Source organism: Streptomyces sp. NPDC092296 (assembly GCF_044755465.1).
GTDB lineage: Bacteria > Actinomycetota > Actinomycetes > Streptomycetales > Streptomycetaceae > Peterkaempfera.
Genome location: NZ_JBIVRB010000020.1, coordinates 15,885 through 34,721, shown reverse-complemented (window position 1 = coordinate 34,721; position 18,837 = coordinate 15,885). Strand labels below are relative to the sequence as shown.

Genomic DNA, 18,837 nt, shown 5'->3' with positions numbered 1-18,837 from the left:
CCCATCGTGACCCGTGGGGCAAGGGCCACTGAGGCATCCATGCCAACGAAGTGCGCGCACGAGCCGCCGACGGGGAGCCGACGGGCAGCCGACGGGCGGGGCGGGTACGTTGCGTCGTACGGCCGCGACACCGGCTGCCACCGTGCCACACCACCGTGCCACACCACCGCGCCGCGCCACCGTGCCACGCGGCGGTGCCACGCCGCGCAGGGAGGAGCCCGAGGACATGTGCCGCCTCTTCGGCATGAGCAGCGCGCCCCGCCGCACGCACGCCACCTTCTGGCTGCTGGAGGCGCCCGACAGCCTCAGCGAGCAGAGCCACCGCGACCCGGACGGCACCGGGCTGGGGTACTTCGACGCCGCCGGACGGCCCCAGCTGCACAAGGCGCCGCTGGCCGCCTACCAGGACCGGGCCTTCGCGCAGCAGGCCCGGCACGTCGAGTCGGCCACCTTCGTCGCCCATGTGCGCTACGCCTCGACCGGCGGGCTGGTGGCCCGCAACACCCACCCGTTCCGCCAGCACGACCGGCTGTTCGCCCACAACGGCGTGATCGAGGGCCTGGACCTGCTGGACGCCCGGCTCGGCGGTGATCTGGCGCTGGTGGCGGGCGACACCGACTCCGAGCGGTTCTTCGCCCTGATCACCCGGGAGACCGCGGCGCGCGGCGGCGACGTCGGCGCGGGCATCGCGGCGGCCGCGCGCTGGATCGCGGAGCACCTTCCGGTCTACGCGCTCAACCTGGTGCTCACCACCCCGGACGGCCTGTGGGCGCTGCGCTATCCGGACACCCACGCGCTGTACGTCCTGGAGCGCGCGGCCGGCGGACAGCACGGCGACCGCCAACTCGCCCACACCGGCAGCGGCGGGCGGCTGCGGGTGCGCGCGGCGGAGCTGGCCGGCGCGCCCGCCGTCGTGGTCGCCAGCGAGCGGCTGGACGAGGACCCGGGCTGGCGGCCGCTGGGGCCGGGCGAGCTGCTGCACGTGGGCCCGGACCTGGCGGTCAGCTCGACGACCGCCCTGCCGCAGCCGCCCGCGCACCGGCTGACCCTGGCCGACCTGCGGCCGGAGGCCGCCGCCTCGCAGACGCCGTCCTGAAGCGGCCCGGACCCCGAGGGGGCGGGCGACGCAGGTGCGCGCGCCCCCGTGCACCGGTGCACACCAGCGGTGCGCCGCAAGCGGCGGCTCGGCGCCCGGAATCGCTGCGCGGCACCCGGGGCGGCGGACACACTGGGTGCATGGATCACAACGGTGAGCAGACCGCCGCGCACCGGGTCATCCGGGTGACAGCACAGGATTCTCCCGTGGCCGACCTGGTGGACCTGGAAGCGTGGGAGGCCCGCAGCGGCTATCCGGAACTGCGGGCCAGGGGGCCGCTGTTCGCGGTGGGGCGGCGGCGGGCGGACGGCCTCTGGGAGATCGTCCTGATGGAGGAGGGCAATCCCCAGGCGGCCCGCGACGCGCTGATGTGGCGGCTGCGCGAGATCTCCCGCGAGGCGCAGGACCCCGTGGTGCGCGACGCCCACGCGGCGGCGGTCACCCGGCTGGAGTGGGAGACGCTGAACGAGCTGTCCGTCGCCGGGACTGACTACCGGATCATCCGGGGCGATCTGGTGGCGCGCTTCGGGCCGGACGGCCCCGAGCCGCCGCGCCCGACCGACCCCGATCCGATCCCCTCCGCGCAGAGCCCCCGGCCGCGCCCCCGGGCCGAGGGGTTCGTCATCGACGCCGGTGCGGGCACCGGCATGTCCGAGGCCATCCTGCGGGCCGAGCTGACCCGGTTCGCGTACTCCCGCGACGCGGTGCCGCCGAAGGTGTACGCCGACTCCTGCCGGGTCCGCCGGACGCACCCCAATGTCGTCATCCTGCCGGCCACCTACGCCGTCGCGGAGCAGTACCCGGACGGCCACTGGGAGACGATCATGGGGTCGTGCGCCACCCCGCAGGAGGCCCGGGACACCCTGGCCGTCTATCTGCGCGACCTGCTGCCCGCCACCCGGGGGGTGGCCAAGGCCGACCGCTCCGCGTACGCGCGGGCCGCCGACCGGCTGAAGGCGTCGCGCGGCTGCGAGGCGCAGGTGGACGGGCGGCGCTTCCGGCTGGTGCGGCTGGACGGCATCGTCCGGGTCGGTCCCGACGGCCCGGAGAAGCCCCGGGACTCCGACTGGGTCCCCTACCCGCCCTCCGCCGTGCACGATCAGCAGCTGCGCGCCGAGGAGGCTGCCGAGAAGGCCGCTGAGCAGGCAGCCGAGCAGGGCGCGGGCGGCGACGCGGCGGATCTGGCGGGCTGACCCCCGGCCCGCCCACCCCCCGGTGGGCGGGCCGCCATCCGGGTGCCCGGCCGCGCACGACCGGGGCCGGGTGCCAACCGATGCTCGTCCGGCGGTGCATTCACCGTGCGACTGTAGGAAAATGGCCTTATCAGAGATAAAGGTCATCTGGTCGATGAGCGAGCACGAGCAGCGGGAAGAGACCGGGGCGCCGGGCGTCGCCGCCCCCGGCCGGCCGAGCAATGTGCTGGACCAGGTGCGCCTCGCCACCTGGCTGATCGGATCGGACGGCCGGACGGTCGTGGCCTGGGGCGAGCCCGCCGTCGAACTGCTGGGCTACCGCGCCTCGGAGGTGCTGGGCCGGGACGCCACCCAGGTGCTGGTCGCCGAGCGCGACCGGGCGGCCGCGGCGGCGGTGCTGGACCGGGTGCTGGCCGGTGAGCGCTTCGCCGAGGTCTTCCCGATGCTGCACCGGGACGGGCGGCGGGTACCGGTGGAGTTCCGCACCGAGCCGCTGGTCGGCAGCGACGGGCAGATCACCATCCTGTCGGTGGCCACCGACGCCCTGGCCGTACGCGGCGTCGAGGGCGGCCTGACCGTCCTGGACGCCTTCTTCTCGCAGTCGCCGGTCGGGCTGGCCGTCTACGACACCCAGCTGCGCTGCGTCCGGGTGAACGGCGCGTTCGCGGCGATGGCCGGGCGGCCACCGGGACAGCTGATCGGCCGACCGGTGTCGCAGGGGCTGCTCGGGACCGCCGCCACCGAGGTGGAGCGGATCGCCAAGCAGGTCGTCAGCACCGGCCTGCCGGTGGTGGACTTCCATGTCATCGGCCGGACGCCCGCCGACCCGGAGCACGACCGGGTCTGGTCGCTGTCCCACTTCCCGCTCCAGGACGCGGCGGGCCGCGTCGTCGGCACCAGCTCCTCGATCATCGACGTCACCGACCAGCACCGGGCCCGGCAGCGGCTGACCCTGATGAACGAGGCGAGCATCCGCATCGGCACCACCCTGGACGTGGACCGCAGCGCCCAGGAGCTGACGGACGTGGCGGTGCCCCGACTGGCCGACGCCGCCGCCGTGGACCTGCTCGACGCGATCCTGCACGGCGCGGAGCCGACCCCCGCCTCGGTCGGCCCGACCCCCGCGCTGCACCGGCTGGGCGTGTCCACCGCGCACCGGCCGCCGCCCCGGGGCGACCCCGCCACCGGCCTCGGCCATCTGCGCGGCGCGGTCTTCGCCGCCTCGCCGCTGTGCAGCCGCTGCCTGGCGACCGGGCAGCCCGTCCTGCTGACCCACCTGGACGAACCCGGTCCCCCGGCGGCCGACGGGGGCCGGCGGCGGGCAGCCGGCTTCCATGAGCACGGCGTGCACTCGGTGATGGTGGTGCCGCTGGTCTCGCGCGGCACGGTGCTGGGGGCGGCCTCCTTCACCCGCAGCGGCGGCCGCGAGCCCTTCGACGAGGACGATCTGGCGCTGGCCGCCGACCTGGCCGCTCGGGCCGCCGTCTGCATCGACAACGCCCGCCGCTACGCACGCGAGCGCACGGCCGCGCTGGCGTTGCAGCGCAGTCTGCTCCCGGGCGACCTGCCGAAGCAGACCGCGCTCGAGGTCGCCCACCGCTATCTGCCGGCCGGGGCGCGGGCCGGGGTGGGCGGCGACTGGTTCGACGTCATCCCGCTGTCCGGGGCCCGCGTCGCCCTGGTGGTCGGTGATGTCGCCGGGCACGGCCTGCACGCCGCCGCCACCATGGGGCGGCTGCGCACCACGGTCCGGGCGCTGGCCCAGCTGGACCTGGCCCCCGACGAACTGCTCACCCATCTGGACGACCTGGTGGGCCGGCTCGCCGACGAGCAGGCCGGTTCGGACGGGCAGCTGGCCTCGGACCAGACGATCGGGGCGGCCTGCCTGTACGCGGTATACGACCCGGTCACCCGGCGCTGCGTGCTGTCCCGGGCCGGGCACTTCCCGCCCGCGATCGTCACGCCCGACGGCACGGTCACCTTCCCCGAGCTGCCCGCCGGGCCGCCGCTGGGCCTGGGCGGCCTGCCGTTCGAGGCGGTCGAGCTGGAGCTGCCGGAGCACAGCCTGATCGCGCTGTACACCAACGGCCTGGTGGAGAACCGGTCGGGTGATGTCGACGTGGGGCTCGCCCGGCTGAGCAGCGTCCTGGCCCGGCCCGGCCAGACGCCGGAGCAGCTCTGCGGGCAGGTGGTCGACGCGCTGCTGCCCAACGGGCCGTTCGACGATGTGGCGCTGCTGCTGGCCCGGACCCGGGCGCTGACCGCCGACCAGGTCGCCACCTGGGAGCTGGCCACCGACCCGGCGGTGGTCGGCCGGGCCCGTACGCTGGCCACCGAGCAGCTGGCCGCCTGGGGGCTGGCGGACACCGCGTTCACCACCGAGCTGGTGGTCAGCGAGCTGGTCACCAATGCCATCCGGCACGCGCACGGCCCGATCCGGCTGCGGCTGATCCGCGACCGCAGCCTGATCTGCGAGGTCTCCGACGCGGGCCACACCTCCCCCAATCTGCGGCGGGCCCGGACCACCGACGAGGGCGGGCGGGGGCTGTTCCTGGTCGCGCAGCTCTCCCAGCGCTGGGGGACGCGCTACACCCCGGACGGCAAGGTGATCTGGACCGAGCAGCCGCTGTGAGCGGCGGGCCGTCCGGCGGCGCTCCGCCCCCGTGCCGGGCAGCGCACCGCCGGAGCGGCCCGGCCGGTCAGGGCTGGGGGGCCGTGGTGCGGATGCGCAGCGCGCGGGCGAGGTCGTCCAGCTCGTCGGCCAGCGTGCGGCGCAGGGCCGGGGTGGGTCCGTCGCCGCGCAGGCACTCCTCGCCCAGCCGCAGGGTGTCGGGTTCGACGGCCTGGGCGGGGAAGGCGTGGCGGCCGGCGGCCTCGGCGAGGGCCGGGCCCCGGCGGGCGGCGACCGCGACGGCGGCGGGGTAGTAGCGGGGGACGAAGGGGCGGAGCAGGTCGAGCTGCTCGGGCTGCCAGAAGCCGCGGGCGGTGGCGGCGAACAGGGAGTTGGACAGGTCGTCGGTGTCGAAGAGGGCGCTCCAGGCGGCCTCCTTGGCCGCCGGGTCGGGCAGTGCCGCGCGGCAGCCCGCCGCGTTCCGGCGGCCGGCCGCGCTGGGGTCGCGGGCCAGCTCGGCGTCGATGTCGCCGGGGCCGGCCGCGCCGAGGACGGTGCGGCGCAGCAGCAGCTGCCAGCGGAGTTCGGGGTCGAGGTCGGGGCCGCCGGGGACGCGTCCGGCGGTGAGCCAGTCGCCCAGTTCAGCGGGGTCGGTGGCGACGGTGATCAGGGTGCGGGCCGCGGCGAGCCGCAGGCCGCCGCCGGTGCGGGAGAGCAGGTCGCGGGTGAGGGCTTCGAGGGTGGCCAGCGCGGCGGGCCGCTGGTCGGCGGGGAGGTACCGGTCGGTGATCCGGACCCGGGCGAAGCCCAGCACGCCCTGGACGACGGCAAGGTCGGTCTCGGCCGGGAGGTGGGCGCGGGCGGCGTCGAGGTACGCGGTGGGCGGCAGCAGGCCGTCGAGGACCAGGCCGCGCGCGGCGTTCCAGACCAGGGCGCGGGAGGGGGCGTCGGGCAGACCGCTGAGGGCGGCGGCGACGGTGTCCCAGGAGTGGGGGTCGAAGCGGGTCCTGGCGTAGCTGAGGTCGTCGTCGTTGAGCAGCACCAGATCGGGGCGGGGGCCGGGGAGGTGGTGGGTGGTCGGCGTGGCGGCGGCGGGCAGGTCGGTGCGGAAGCGGTCGCGCAGCAGCAGCCGGGCGGGGTCGCCGGGGTCGCGGTCGTACAGGCCGACGGCGATCCGGTGCGGTCGGCCGCCGGTGTGGTGGACGTCGAGCCGCCAGCCGGTGGCGTCCTGGTCGACGGCCGGTTCCAGGATGTCGGCGCCGGTGGTGCGCAGCCAGCGGGCGGACCAGGCGTGGACGTCGCGGTCGGTGGCCTGGGCGAGGGAGTCGAGGAAGTCCGCGAGGGCGGCGTTGCCGAAGCGGTGGCGGGTGAGGTGGTGGTTGACGCCGGCGAGGAAGTCGGGTTCGCCGAGCCAGGCGACGAGCTGGCGCAGGGCGGAGGCGCCCTTGGCGTAGGAGATGCCGTCGAAGTTGAGCAGTGCGGAGGCGGTGTCGGGGACGGCTTCGGGGGCGACGGGGTGGCTGGAGGGCCGCTGGTCGGCCTCGTAGCCCCAGCTCTTGCGGGTGACGGCGAATTCGGTCCAGGCGCCGGTGTAGCCGGTGGCTTCGGCCAGTACCTGGTAGCCCATGTACTCCGCGAAGGACTCGTTGAGCCAGATGTCGTCCCACCAGCGGAGGGTCACCAGGTCCCCGAACCACATGTGGGCCATCTCGTGGGCGATGACCACGCCTCGGGTCTGGCGCTCGGTGTCGGTGACGGCGGAGCGGAAGACGAACTCGTCGCGGAAGGTGACCAGGCCGGGGTTCTCCATGGCGCCGGCGTTGAACTCGGGGACGAACGCCTGGTCGTAGGAGTCGAAGGGGTACGGCTCGTCGAAGAGCTGGTGGTAGCGGTCGAAGCAGCGCCGGGTGATCTCCAGCAGTTCGGCGGCGTCGCTGTCCAGGTGGGGGGCCAGGCTGCGGCGGCAGTGCAGGCCGAAGGGGAGCCCGGCGTGCTCGGTGCGGATCGAGTGCCAGGGGCCGGCGGCGACCGCCAGCAGGTAGCTGCTGATGGGCGGGGTGGCGGCGATCCGCCAGCGGGCGCCCCCGGTCGGCCCGGCGGTGCCGGTCGGCCCGGCGGTGCTGGTCGGCCCGGCGGTGCTGGTCGGCCCGGCGTCGGCCGGTTCGTCGGTGCGTTCCGCGATGCCGTTGCCGAGGACGGTCCAGGCGGGCGGGGCGGTGACGGTGACCGCGAAGACGGCCTTGAGGTCCGGCTGGTCGAAGGCGGCGATGACGCGCTGCACGTCGTCCAGGAAGAGCTGGCTGTAGACGTAGCTCTCGCCGTCGGCTGGGTCGGTGAACCGGTGCATGCCCTCGCCGGTGCGGGAGTAGCGCATGTCGGCCTCGACGCGCAGCCGGTGCTCGCCGGGGGTGAGGGCGAGCGGCAGCCGGTTGCCGCTGAGGGTGCCCGGGTCGAGGTCGCGGCCGTCCAGGACGGCCCGGTGCAGGGTGGCGGGCTTGAGTTCGACGAAGGTGTCGCAGGCTTCGCGGGCGGTGAAGGTGATCACCGTGGTGGAGCCGAACACCTCGTCCCCGCGGGTGAGGTCGAGTTCGACGGCGTAGTGCCGGACGTCGATCTGGCGGGCGCGGGTCGCGGCCTCGGTGCGGGTCAGTGCAGGCATGCGGCCCATGCTGCCGTACGTCGGGCGCGGGGGCACCGGTGGGTGACGGCCCGGCGGGTGACGGCCCGGCGGGTGACGGGCCGGTGGGTGACGGCCGGTGGGTGACGGCCGGTGGCCCGGTCCGGCGTACGGCAGCCGGTGTGTCGGTCAGGCGGCGGCCTGCTCGGACATCAGCCGCAGCACCTCCGCCCGCAGGCGGTCGCGGTCGATCCCGGCGTCGGTGAGCAGCCGGGCGGCCGGGCCGTCGTCCTGGCGGAGCAGGCCGATCAGCAGGTGGCCGGAGCCGATGTGGCGGTGCCTGTGGGCCATCGCCTCCCGCAGGGCGGTCGCCAGCACCTGCTTGCCTCGGTCGCTGAAGGGCACGTGCCGCAGCTTGCCGGGCCGGGGCGCCGGGTTGGCGAGCGCGCCGGGGCCGAAGCTCGCCTCGGCGGCCTCGCGCACCTGGTCCAGGTCGATGCCCAGGGTGGCCAGTGCCTCGGCGTCCAGCGCGCCGCCGATGGCGTCGGCGGTGCGGCGGCGCAGCTCGGCGGGGTCCACCCCGTGCTCGCGCAGGGCCTGGGCGGCGGGGCCGGTGGGCTGGTCCAGCAGGGCGGCCAGCAGGTGGTCGGTGTCGACGCGGGGGTGGTGGTGCTGTCGGGCCTCGTCGACCGCGAGGACCACGGTCCGGCGTGCGGTGTCGGTGAACCGTTCGAACATCGTCAGTGCTCCCTGTCGAGAATCCGCCGGCCGCCGCCGTGCTTCTTGTGGACCGCCTGTCGGCTGACGCCGAGGCAGACGGCGATGTCCTGCCAGGACCAGCCCTGGTCGCGTGCGCTGCCGACCTGGAGGGCTTCCAGTCGGTCGGCCAGTTCGCGCAGTGCGCGGACGGCCCGCAGGCCGATCGCGGGATCTCGACTGCTCGCCTCCTGGGCGAGTTGGACTCCATCGCTCATGACGTCAATCTAGGTTGACACCCGGGCGGATGTCAACCCAAGTTGACGAACGGATACGGCGGCCCGGGGTGCCCCGGGTCACCTGGCCGGTCGGCTGCCCCTGCGCCGCCCGTACCGCACGGCCATGAAGATCAGGTCGAGCACGAAGACCACGATGCCGATGATCAGCAGATAGAGCAGGCCCTTGGCGACCACGCCGATGATGCCCAGCGCGATGGCCACGATGATGAACAGCAGGAAGAGCGCCATGCCACCCTCCGATGGTGTGCGTATGCGGTCGGTCTCAACGGCGGGCGAGCCGCCGTTCCCCGCCGGCGCCGGGCTCGTAGGGCAGTTCGTAGTGGGAGAACAACGCCGGCTCCGCGTCGGCCGGCAGCTCCCCGTCGGTGTCGATCCAGGGCGCCTCCCGTACCAGGCGCTTGTCGTACAGCACCTTGAGATACCCCGGGCCCACGGTCGCGCCGAACAGCGGGACGAATGCCAGTCTGCGGCGGGTCGGTAGCCCGACCGTCACCGTGGCGAACGCGGGCTGGTCGGTCGCGGTGTCCACATAGACGGACTCCAGGGTGCCGATCTTGTGGTCTCCACCGTCGACGACGCTGTGACCCCGCCATTCCCGGATGTCTCCAGCTTCGAACACATGCCCTCCTTCGTGGCGGCCAACGGGCTGCGCCTACCCGCAGCTCCCGCTTTCAGCCACCGGCCCCGCCGTCGGCCACCAGAGGCACCGGCGGCCACTCGTCCATTGGAACCGTCTGCGGCGACCGCAGCGGCGCGGCTCCGCCGCCCCGCCGACGGCGCTGCCTACTGTCCGGAGGCGGCGTGCGGCAGCGATGGCTCCGCGCCCGCGCCCCAGCCCCCGGAACGCGTGCGGATCAGCAGCACGTGCGAACAGAGGATCGAGCGACCATGGGAACAGCGACGACGGACGACTTCGTCCTGGACGTCACCAGAATCCGCGAGGAGGCCCGGCTGAAGATGGAGGCCGGCCCGGTCACCGACACCTACGGCCTCGACAAAGGCCGGGTGATCGCCCTGCTCAACGATGTGATCGCCACCGAGGTGGTGTGCTGGCTGCGCTACACCAGGCACGCCATCTCCGCGACCGGCATCGACCGGACGCAGGTGTCCGCCCAGTTCACCGAGCACGCCGCCGAGGAACTCCAGCACGCCCTGCGGGCGGCCGAGCGGGTCTCCCAGCTCGGCGGCGACCCCGACTTCGACCCCGGCACACTCACCCAGCGCGCCCACACCGACTACACCATGCCGGCCGACCGGGACCTCAAGGAGATGCTGCGCAGCAATCTGCTCGCGGAGCGGATCGTCATCTCCAGCTACCAGGAGATCATCCGCTGGCTGGGCGAGCACGACCCCACCACCCGCCGGGTGATGGAGTCCATCCTCGAAGAGGAGGAGGACCACGCCGACGACCTGGTCGACCTGCTCGGCGTCTGACCGCGCCGCCGACCGTGGACGACGCGGACGTGGTGATCATCGGCGCCGGGGCGGCCGGGCTGTCGCTGGCCCGGCGGCTGGCCGCTCTCGGTCCGGCCGGCCCGGCGGCGGCGCTGGTGCTGGAGCCGCCCGCCGGGCCGCTGCGCAGCCCGCAGCGCACCTGGTGCTGGTGGGAGGCGGCGCCGGGCGGCGAGTACGACGCGGCGGTCCGGGCCTCCTGGGACCGGGTCGCGGTGTACGGCCCCGGCGGCGGGCGGACCGAGGCGCCGGTGGCGCCGCTGCGCTACAAGATGCTGCGGTCGGATGACTTCGCCGCGCTGGTGGCCCGCGAGCTGGCGGACCGGCCCGCCGTACGCCGGCTGACCGCCGCCGTCACCGCCGTACGCGACGGCGGCCGGTGGGCCGAGGTGGACGCCGACACCCCCGCCGGGCGGCTGCGGCTGCGGGCCCGCTGGGTGTTCGACTCCCGGCCGCCCGCCGTGCTGCCGCCGGCCCGCACCCGGCTGGTGCAGCACTTCCGGGGCTGGTTCGTCCGGACCGCCCGGCCCGCCTTCGACCCGGCGGCGGCGCTGCTGATGGACTTCCGCGTCCCGCAGCCGCCCCGGGGCCTGGCCTTCGGCTATGTGCTGCCGACCGGGCCGGGACAGGCCCTGGTGGAGTACACCCGGTTCTCCCGGGCGCCGCTGGGCCGGGAGGCGTACGACGCGGAGCTGGACCGGTACACCCGCGAAGTGCTGGGGCTCGGGCCGTTCGAGGTGACCGGCAGCGAGCAGGGGGCGATCCCGATGACCGACGCCGTCTTCCCGCGCCGCACCGGCGCCCGGGTCTTCCGGATCGGCACCGCCGGGGGCGCCACCCGCCCGGCCACCGGCTACACCTTCAGCGGCATCCAGCGGCAGACCCGGGCCATCGCCCGCGCCTACGCCGCCGGACGGGTCCCGCTGCCGCCCCCCGCGCACCGGCGGCGGCACCTGGTGATGGACGCCGCGCTGCTGCGGGCGCTGGACCGGGGCCGGCTGGACGGCGCCGCGTACTTCGCCGGGCTGTTCGCCGGCCATCCGCCGGGGCGGCTGCTGCGCTTCCTGGACGGCCGCTCCCGGCTGCGCGACGAACTGCTGATCGGGCTGCGCGGCCCGGTGCTGCCGATGGCGCTGAGCTGCGCCGAACTGGCACTGCTGCGCCGCCGCGCCGGTCATCCGGGGTAGCGCGGCACTGCGGTGCGGCGTGCCCGCCGGGCGCGGGCACCGCGCGGACGTACGGTCGGCCCGCCGCCGAACCGCCTGGGAGGCTTCCCGATGACGCTGCTGCACGGCCCGGGGCTGGCCGACGCCTTCGACCGCTCCGCCCCCGCCTACGACCTGCTGGTGGCCGCCAACCCCGGCTACCACGCCCAGCTGCGGCTGGCCGCCCGGCGGCTCGCGCTGCCCGGCGGCGGCGCCGGGCAGCACCTGCTCGACCTGGGCTGCGGCACCGGCGCGTCCACGGCGGCGCTGCTGCGGGCCGCGCCACGGGCCCGGATCACGGCGGTGGACGCCTCGGCCGGGATGCTGGCGCGGGCGCGGGCCAAGCGCTGGCCGCCGGGCGTCGACTTCGTCCACGGCGCGGCCGAGTCGCTGGCCGGAGCGGGGGTGACCGGGCCGTTCGACGCGGTGCTGGCCGCCTACCTGGTCCGCAACACCGCCGGCCCGGACGCGGTGCTGGCGGCGGTCCGGGGGCTGCTGCGGCCCGGCGGGCGGCTGGCCGTCCACGACTACACGCTGACCGGCGCCCCGGTGCACCGGGCCGTGTGGTCGGCGGTCTGCTGGGGCGTGGTGATCCCGCTCGGGGCGGTCGGGCCGGGCGGCCCCGGCCTCTACCGGCACCTGTGGCGCAGCGTGCTGGAGTTCGACACCGCGCCGGCCTTCCGGGACCGGCTGCGGCGGGCGGGCTTCGCCGACGTACGGGTCTCCCCGGTGGGCGGGTGGCAGCGGGGCATCACCCACACCTTCACCGCGCGGCGCCCGGCGGCCGACCGGTGAGCGGCGGCGCGCCCCGCCGGGGCCGGGACCGCCGCGCCCACCGCCGGCCCGGTCCGCCCGGCCGGGAGCGGGTCGGCTCCCCCGCGCCCCGGGCCGCCGTGGTCGGCGGCGGGATCGCCGGACTGGCCGCCGCCACCGCGCTGGCCGAGCGCGGCGTCCGGGTGGACCTGCTGGAGCGGCGGGCGACGCTCGGCGGGCGGCTCGCCGGGTGGCCGACCACGCTGGCGGACGGTTCGGCGGCGACCATGAGCCGGGGCTTCCACGCCTTCTTCCGGCAGTACTACAACCTGCGCGGCCTGCTGCGCCGGGCCGACCCGGGGCTGACCGCGCTGGTCCCGCTGCCCGACTACCCGCTGCTGCGGCGCGGCGGCGCCCGGGACAGCTTCGCCCGGGTGCCCCGCACCCCGCCGTGGAGCGCGCTGGGGTTCGCCGCGCTCAGCCCGACCTTCGACCTGGCCGGGCTGGCGGCGATCAACGCCAGGGCCGCGCTGCCGCTGCTGGACGTACGGGTGCCGGAGGTCTACCGGCGGCTGGACGGGACCAGCGCGCTGGACTTCCTGCGGGCGGTGCGGTTCCCGGAGCAGGCGCGGCACCTGGCGTTCGAGGTGTTCTCGCGCAGCTTCTTCGCCGACCCGGCCGAGCTGTCCGCCGCCGAACTGGCGCTGATGTTCCACATCTACTTCCTGGGGTCCAGCGAAGGGCTGCTGTTCGACGTGCCGGCCGAGCCGTACCCGCAGGCGCTGTGGGACCCGCTGGCGGACTACCTGCGCGGCCACGGGGTGCGGGTGCGCACCGGCACGGCGGTCGAGCGGGTGCGTCCGCTGGCCGGGGCGGGCTTCGAGGTGGCGGCCGGGCGCGGCGGGCCCGAGACGTACGACGCGGTGGTGCTGGCGGCCGACACCGGCGGGCTGCGCGGCCTGGTCGCGGCCTCCCCCGGGCTGGGCGACGGCGCCTGGCGGCGCCGGATCGCCGCGCTGCGGCAGGCGCCCCCGTTCCTGGTCTCCCGGCTCTGGCTGGACACGCCGGTGCGGCCGGACCGCGCCGGGTTCCTGGGCACCAGCGGCTGGGGGCCGCTGGACAACGTGAGCGTGCTGGAGCGCTGGGAGGGCGAGGCGGCGCGCTGGGCGGCCCGCACCGGCGGCTCGGTGGTCGAGCTGCACGCGTACGCCGTCGACCCGGCCGCCGACCGGGAGCGGGTGCGGCGGCGGCTGACGGCCGAGCTGCACCGGGTGTACCCGGAGACGGTCCGGGCCCGGGTGGTGGACGAGCGGCACGAGTGGCACGACGACTGCCCGCTCTTCCCGGTGGGCGGCTTCGACGGCCGCCCCGAGGTGCACACCCCCCACCCCCGGCTGATGCTCGCCGGGGACCTGGTCCGCTGCGAGCTGCCGGTGGCGCTGATGGAGCGGGCCGCGACCACCGGCTTCCTGGCCGCCAACGGCCTGCTGGCGAGCTGGGGCGTACGCGGTCAGACGCTCTGGTCCGTCCCGGTGGCGGGGCGGTCGGCGCCGCTGCGGGCGCTGGCGCGGTACGGGTGAGGGCGCACCCGGGGCCGGGGGGGCGAGGCGGGGCGGGTCAGCCGGGGAAGCGGTCGGAGGCGCGGAGCTGCCAGCGGCGTTCCGCGTACGCCAGGTCGTCGCGCCAGAGGCGGGCGGCGGTCCGCCGGATCAGGGGGCGCAGCAGGGGCGCGGCTCGGCGGGCCGCCGCGAAGCCGGGGCGGTCGGAGTGGGCGGCCACCGCCTCGATCACGGCGGTGCGGGGGCGGTCATGGCCGGTCGGGGTCAGCGGGGTGGCGTGCGTCTCCACCACGCTGCCCTCCCCCTCCCCCGCGACGATCCGCATCACCACGGTGCGCGGCCCGGGGGCGGTGAAGACGGCCCGTACCGGCACCCCGACCCGGCCGCGCAGCCGGAACGCCACCTCCACGGTGAAGCGGTCGGCGTCCGGGGCGGGGGTCTCGACGACGGTGAGGTCGGCGAAGGCGTACGGGTGCAGCCAGGCGCCGTGCCAGGGGTCGAGGCGGTTGGCGACCACGTCCTGCGGCTCGCAGCCGCCGACCGCCGTGGTGACCGCCGTCAGCGACGCCGCCGGGGCGGGGCGGGGCGGGACCGGCGGCGTGGGGGTCGGCGGCTCGCCGCCGGCGGCGTCCAGCCGGACCCAGGCGAGCAGCCCGTCGTCATGGGCGGGGAAGGGCTGCCAGCCGGGGAAGCCGTCGGGGCCCAGGGCCAGGCCGTGCCAGCGGCAGACCAGACGGCCGCGCAGGACCGGGGCGTCGCACAGCGGGGCGCCCAGGTGCGGGCAGGCGCCGGGGCCGGCGTGCAGGCGGCCGTCGGTGCCGCGCCAGGCGACGAGTTCGGTTCCCGCGATCGTACGGCCGAGGGGGCGGCCGGGGCGGACCTCGTGGCCGGCCGCCAGGACGAACCAGTTGCCCGTGGGGCGGGCGCGGGCGCGGGCCAGGGCGCCGGCGATGAGGGCGGGGCGGGCGTCGCGCCAGGTGGGGGGTTGGTCGGCCCAGCCGGGGCCGCGCAGCAGGTCCAGTGGGACGCGGCGGCGGGCGCGGGGCGGGGGCATCGGGCTCCTCGGGGGCGTTTGGGCGTCGGTTGCGGGGGTGGTCGTGGCGGGCGTGGCCCTGGCGGGCGCGCCCCTGACGGGGCGGTGGGTGGCTGTGGGGTTGGTGGGTTACGGGGGGCGGGGGTTGGGCGCGCAGTTCCTCGCGCCCCTGACGGGGCGGCCGGTGGCGGCGGGATGGGTGGGTTACGGGGAGGTCGGGGGCTGGGCGCGCAGTTCCTCGCGCCCCTGACGGGGCGGCCGGTGGCGGCGGGATGGGTGGGTTACGGGGAGGTCGGGGGCTGGTCGTGGCGGGCGTGGCCCTGACGGGGCGGTGGGTGGCTGTGGGGTTGCTGGGTTACGGGGGGCTGGGTGCGCCGTTCCTCGCGGTGCGGGTGCGGGTCAGGGTGAGGCGGGCCAGGGCGGTGAGGGCGGTGGTGGCGCGGCGGGTGCGGCTGACGGTGACGCGGTGGTTGAGGATGGCGTAGTCGGCGGCCTCGATCCGGTCCAGGATGCCGCCGTACAGCGTCAGCGCCGTGGCGACGCAGGGCCGTGAGAGCGGGTCGAGCATGGGAATGCCCAGGGCGGCGTAGCGGTAGGCGCGGCGGGTGGCGTGCAGCAGGTCGCGCAGGGCGGCGCGGACCCGGCGGTCGGTGCGGCCGGTGTCGCGGCACCACTGGAGGAGCGCCCGGTCGGCGCCGTACGCGGCGAGCCGGTCGGCGGGCAGGTAGACGCGGTCCCGGTCCAGGTCCTCGCCGACGTCACGGAGGAAGTTGGTCAGCTGGAAGGCGATGCCGAGCGCGGCGGCGTGCGGGGCGGCCTCCTCCTGCGGCGCGGCGGTGCCCAGGACCGGCAGGACCTGGAGGCCGATCACGGCGGCGGAACCGTACATGTAGCGGTGCAGCTCGGTCCAGTCGGCGTAGTCGGTGACGGTGAGGTCCATCCGCATCGAGGCCATGAAGGCGGCGAAGTGGCGGTGGTCGATGCGGTAGCGGGCGGCGGTGTCGCTGAGCGCCGCGACAACGGGGTGGTCGCTGCGCCCGGTGGCCAGCCCGTGGGCCAGCCGCTGCTCCAGGTCGCGCAGCACGCGGTCGCGTTCGGCGGGGCGGGCGTCGGTGGCGAGGTCGTCGACGATGTCGTCGGCCAGCCGGGCGAAGCCGTACAGGGCGTGGACGGCGGGGCGCCGGGCGGGGGTGAGCAGCCGGGTGGCCAGGTAGTAGGTGCGGCCGTGCCGGGCGTTGAGTCGGCGGCAGCGCAGGTAGGCGGCGCGCAGGGCGGGGTCGGTGATGCCGGCGCGGTCCAGGTCCCGGTCGGCGGTGGGCGGGGGCGTCATCCGTGGGCCCGGGTGCGGCGGTGCAGGCCGGTGATCCGGGCGGCGGCGAGTTTCCCGGAGAGCAGCACGGTGGGGACGCCGACGCCGGGTACGGTGCCGCAGCCGGCCAGGACGGCGTTCTCGGTGCCCCGGACCAGGTTGCGGGAGCGGAACGGGCCGGTCTGGGCGAGGGTGTGGGCGGCGGAGAAGGGGGTGCCGGCGGCGTGGCCCTGGGCCGCCCAGTCGGCGGGGGTGACGACGCGTTCCGCCCGGACGGCCGTGCCGAAGCCGGTCAGGCCGCGGCGTTCCAGCTCGGTGACCAGCCGGTCCCGGTAGCGGGGGCCGACGCGCGCCCAGTCCAGCGGCGCGGACCGCAGGTTGGGGCAGGGCGCGAGGACGTAGTGCAGATGGCGGCCCGGCGGTGCGAGGGTGGGGTCGGTGGTGGTGGGCCGGGTGATCAGCACCGAGGGGTCGCTCATCAGCGTCCCGGTGCGGGTCAGCTCCTCGAAGGTGCGTTCCCAGGCCGCGCCGAAGAGCAGGGTGTGGTGGCCGAGCCCGTCCCAGGTGCGGTCGGTGCCCGCGTGCAGCAGGAACGCCGAGGGCGCCCAGCGCAGCCGGGTCGGCCGCAGCGGGGCGGCGCCGAGCAGCCGGTGCACGGCGGGCAGGTCGGGGGTCAGTACGACGGCGTCGCAGGCGATCCGCTCGCCGTCGGCGGTGCGGACGGCGTGGACGCGGGTGCCGCCCGGGGAGCGTTCCAGGGCGGTGGCCTCGGCGCCGTGGCGCAGTTCGGCGCCGGCGCGGCGGGCGGCGGCGGCGAGTGCGGTGGGGACGGTGTGCATGCCGCCGCGCGGGAAGTAGACGCCCGCCACGGTGTCCATGTAGGCGATGACGGCGTACGCGGCCAGGGCCCGCGCGGGTGGCACGCCCGCGTACAGGGACTGGAAGGAGAAGACCCGGCGCAGCCGCTCGTCGCTGAGGAAGCGGCCGATCCGGGGTCCGAGTCGGCCGAAGCCGCCGAGCGCGGCGAGCCGGGCGAGGTCGGGGCCGAGCAGGCCGAGCGGGGAGTCGAAGTTGGCGTCGATGAAGCTGCGCATCTGCACCCGATACAGCGCGGTCAGCCAGCGGCGCAGCCGCCGGTAGCCGATCGCCTCGCGGGCGCCGGCGAACCGCTCGACCTCGGCTTCCATGGCGGCCGGGTCGGTGTGCACGTCCAGCCCGGAGCCGTCGGCGAACCGGGCGCGGTAGGCGGGGTGCAGCGGGACCAGGTCCAGGTGTTCGGCGGCGGAGGTGCCGACGGCGGCGAACGCCTCGTCCAGCAGGTCGGGCATGGTCAGCACGGTGGGGCCGGTGTCCAGCCGGTAGCCGGCCAGGTCTTCCCGGCCCGCCCGGCCGCCGGGCAGCGGGCCGCGTTCCAGCAGGGTGACGCGGCGGCCGGCGCCCAGCAGGTGCAGGGCGGCGGAGAGGCCGGCCAGGCCGGCTCCGATGACCACCACGTGGTCGGTGCGTCCGGGGACGGTCCTCATGGCCGGGGCCTTTCGTCGTGTTCGGGTCGGCGGCCCATGGCCGTCAGCCGCGCACGATCGCGGCGGCGAGGTCGTCGAGGGCGGCGGCCGCCGCGGGGTCGAGGCGGGCGGTGGCCAGCAGTCGGCGGCCGTCGTCGGTCAGCCGGGCGATCCGCTGCTCGACGGTGCGGACGGCGCCGAGGGCGGCGAGCAGGTCGCGGAAGCGGTCGAGTGCGGGCGCGTCGGGGGCGGGGGCGGCGAGCAGCCGGTGCAGTTCGTCCTCGGCGGCGCGGTCGCCCCGGTGGCGGGCGGCGGCCAGGGCCACGGTGACCAGGTAGGTGCGTTTTCCGGCCCGCAGGTCGTCGCCGTTGGGTTTGCCGGTCACCCGGGGGTCGCCGTACACGCCGAGCAGGTCGTCGCGCAGCTGGAAGGCGAGGCCGACCCGGCGGCCGAAGGCGCGCAATGCGGTGACCTGGGCGGCGTCGGCTCCGGCGGCGGCGGCGCCGAGGTGCAGCGGGCGTTCCACGGTGTAGCGGGCGGTCTTCAGTTCGGCGGCGCGCAGGGCGGCGGCCGGGGAGTCGGACCGGTCGGCTTCCAGGCGCAGGTCCAGGGCCTGGCCGGTGACCAGTTCGGTGCGCAGGGCGCGCCAGGGTACGCGCAGTCGGCGGCCGGCCGCCTCGTCGTGGGCGCAGGCGCTGGTCAGCAGGTCCTCCGCCCAGACCAGGGCGAGGTCTCCGGCGAGTACGGCGTGTGCGGTGCCGTGCGGCCGGGGGTCGCCGTGCCGTCCGGTCGCGCGGTGCCGGCGGGTGAACTCCTCGTGCAGGGCGGGTGCGCCGCGCCGGGTGCCGGAGCCGTCCATGACGTCGTCGTGGATCAGGGCGCAGGCGTGCAGCAGTTCCAGGGCGGCGCCGAGCAGCAGCGGCAGCCGGGCGGCCCCTTCGGTGTCACTGCCGGTGTCACTGCCGGTGTCACTGCCGGTGTCGCTGCTGGTGGCGCCGCCGGTGGCCGCCCAGCCGTACCAGGCGAAGCGGGCGCGGATGCGGCGGCCGCCGCGTAGGACGAAGTCGCAGAGGGCGTCGGCGAGGTCGGCGCCGGCTCCGGTGCCGCACTCCTGGCGGCGCCGGTGGAGGTAGCGGGTGAGTTCGGCCTGCACCCGGGCCTCGATCCCGCTCCGCAGCGGCCCGGCCCGCAGCGGCCCGGCCGGCAGCTGCCCGGACGGCAGCTGCCCGGACGGCGCGGCGGCAGCGGGCCCGGCGGCGGGCGGGCAGCCCGGTTCGCCGGGTGCCGGAGCGGCCCGGGAGGCGGGGGCGGCGGGCCGCCGTACGGGGAGAGCGTCGTGCACGTCTGCCATCGCTACCCGGCGGCGGGCGGGCCAATCGACGGCCCACACGGACGGCCCACACGGCGGCGCGGCGGCGGCCCGTACGGTGGCGCGAGGGCGGCCCGTACGGTGGCGCGAGGGCGGCCCGTACGGTGGCGCGGCCACGGTCGGCGGCCCGGCCGGGGCCGGGG

The 18,837-nt window shown here is 76.6% G+C and carries 16 protein-coding genes; 7 read left to right on the top strand and 9 right to left on the bottom strand.

The genetic code is table 11. The features are described from left to right. Positions 1 to 226: 226 nt before the first annotated feature. From ACIQGZ_RS27625 to ACIQGZ_RS27615, 3 genes are all read left to right on the top strand, one after another. On the top strand, positions 227 to 1,096 hold the full coding sequence (locus ACIQGZ_RS27625) for a class II glutamine amidotransferase (protein WP_402606918.1): 870 nt from the start codon (positions 227 to 229) through the stop codon (positions 1,094 to 1,096). Positions 1,097 to 1,236: 140 nt separating this feature from the next. Then, positions 1,237 to 2,289 (top strand): DUF5954 family protein, encoded by a 1,053-nt coding sequence (locus tag ACIQGZ_RS27620; RefSeq protein WP_402606915.1) that lies wholly within the window; start codon positions 1,237 to 1,239, stop codon positions 2,287 to 2,289. 121 nt (positions 2,290 to 2,410) lie between these two features. Further along, positions 2,411 to 4,921 (top strand): SpoIIE family protein phosphatase, encoded by a 2,511-nt coding sequence (locus tag ACIQGZ_RS27615; protein WP_402606912.1) that lies wholly within the window; start codon positions 2,411 to 2,413, stop codon positions 4,919 to 4,921. A 67-nt stretch (positions 4,922 to 4,988) separates the two neighbouring features. On the opposite strand, the gene pepN is transcribed toward ACIQGZ_RS27615, so the two are convergent. From pepN to ACIQGZ_RS27590, 5 genes are all read right to left on the bottom strand, one after another. Next, positions 4,989 to 7,559: an aminopeptidase N gene (pepN, locus tag ACIQGZ_RS27610; protein ID WP_402606910.1), complete on the bottom strand. Its 2,571-nt coding sequence runs from the start codon at positions 7,557 to 7,559 to the stop codon at positions 4,989 to 4,991. Between the two features lie 147 nt (positions 7,560 to 7,706). Continuing rightward, on the bottom strand, positions 7,707 to 8,255 hold the full coding sequence (locus ACIQGZ_RS27605; RefSeq protein WP_402606908.1) for a Clp protease N-terminal domain-containing protein: 549 nt from the start codon (positions 8,253 to 8,255) through the stop codon (positions 7,707 to 7,709). A 2-nt stretch (positions 8,256 to 8,257) separates the two neighbouring features. Beyond that, positions 8,258 to 8,491, bottom strand: a complete 234-nt coding sequence (locus ACIQGZ_RS27600) for an RNA polymerase subunit sigma-70 (RefSeq protein WP_402606906.1) — start codon at positions 8,489 to 8,491, stop codon at positions 8,258 to 8,260. A gap of 78 nt (positions 8,492 to 8,569) precedes the next feature. Next, positions 8,570 to 8,740: a hypothetical protein gene (locus ACIQGZ_RS27595; protein WP_402606904.1), complete on the bottom strand. Its 171-nt coding sequence runs from the start codon at positions 8,738 to 8,740 to the stop codon at positions 8,570 to 8,572. Positions 8,741 to 8,774: 34 nt separating this feature from the next. Then, positions 8,775 to 9,131, bottom strand: coding sequence for a PRC-barrel domain-containing protein (locus tag ACIQGZ_RS27590; protein ID WP_402606901.1), 357 nt, complete (start codon positions 9,129 to 9,131; stop codon positions 8,775 to 8,777). 269 nt (positions 9,132 to 9,400) lie between these two features. Here ACIQGZ_RS27590 and ACIQGZ_RS27585 point away from each other — a divergent pair, with 269 nt between their 5' ends. The 4 genes from ACIQGZ_RS27585 to ACIQGZ_RS27570 all read left to right on the top strand — a co-directional run bounded on the left by ACIQGZ_RS27585 (position 9,401) and on the right by ACIQGZ_RS27570 (position 13,502). Further along, positions 9,401 to 9,946, top strand: coding sequence for a bacterioferritin (locus tag ACIQGZ_RS27585; RefSeq protein ID WP_402606898.1), 546 nt, complete (start codon positions 9,401 to 9,403; stop codon positions 9,944 to 9,946). Positions 9,947 to 9,960: 14 nt separating this feature from the next. After that, positions 9,961 to 11,151 carry a lycopene cyclase family protein gene (locus tag ACIQGZ_RS27580; RefSeq protein WP_402606895.1) on the top strand — a complete coding sequence of 397 codons (1,191 nt, stop codon included), beginning with the start codon at positions 9,961 to 9,963 and terminating at the stop codon, positions 11,149 to 11,151. A 90-nt stretch (positions 11,152 to 11,241) separates the two neighbouring features. After that, positions 11,242 to 11,964, top strand: a complete 723-nt coding sequence (locus ACIQGZ_RS27575; RefSeq protein ID WP_402606892.1) for a methyltransferase domain-containing protein — start codon at positions 11,242 to 11,244, stop codon at positions 11,962 to 11,964. After that, positions 11,961 to 13,502 (top strand): FAD-dependent oxidoreductase, encoded by a 1,542-nt coding sequence (locus ACIQGZ_RS27570; RefSeq protein WP_402606890.1) that lies wholly within the window; start codon positions 11,961 to 11,963, stop codon positions 13,500 to 13,502. The genes ACIQGZ_RS27575 and ACIQGZ_RS27570 overlap by 4 nt, the downstream gene beginning before the upstream one ends. Positions 13,503 to 13,539: 37 nt before the next feature. On the opposite strand, the gene ACIQGZ_RS27565 is transcribed toward ACIQGZ_RS27570, so the two are convergent. From ACIQGZ_RS27565 to ACIQGZ_RS27550, 4 genes are all read right to left on the bottom strand, one after another. Further along, entirely contained in the window at positions 13,540 to 14,535 is a 996-nt protein-coding gene (locus ACIQGZ_RS27565) for a DUF5914 domain-containing protein (RefSeq protein ID WP_402606886.1), read from the bottom strand. Between the two features lie 334 nt (positions 14,536 to 14,869). After that, on the bottom strand, positions 14,870 to 15,844 hold the full coding sequence (locus ACIQGZ_RS27560) for a phytoene/squalene synthase family protein (protein ID WP_402606883.1): 975 nt from the start codon (positions 15,842 to 15,844) through the stop codon (positions 14,870 to 14,872). Beyond that, entirely contained in the window at positions 15,841 to 17,346 is a 1,506-nt protein-coding gene (gene crtI, locus ACIQGZ_RS27555; protein ID WP_402606880.1) for a phytoene desaturase family protein, read from the bottom strand. The genes ACIQGZ_RS27560 and crtI overlap by 4 nt, the downstream gene beginning before the upstream one ends. A gap of 43 nt (positions 17,347 to 17,389) precedes the next feature. Further along, the gene (locus tag ACIQGZ_RS27550; protein ID WP_402606877.1) at positions 17,390 to 18,667 is read right to left on the bottom strand and encodes a polyprenyl synthetase family protein; all 1,278 of its coding nucleotides are present in this window, start codon (positions 18,665 to 18,667) and stop codon (positions 17,390 to 17,392) included. Positions 18,668 to 18,837 lie beyond the last annotated feature (170 nt).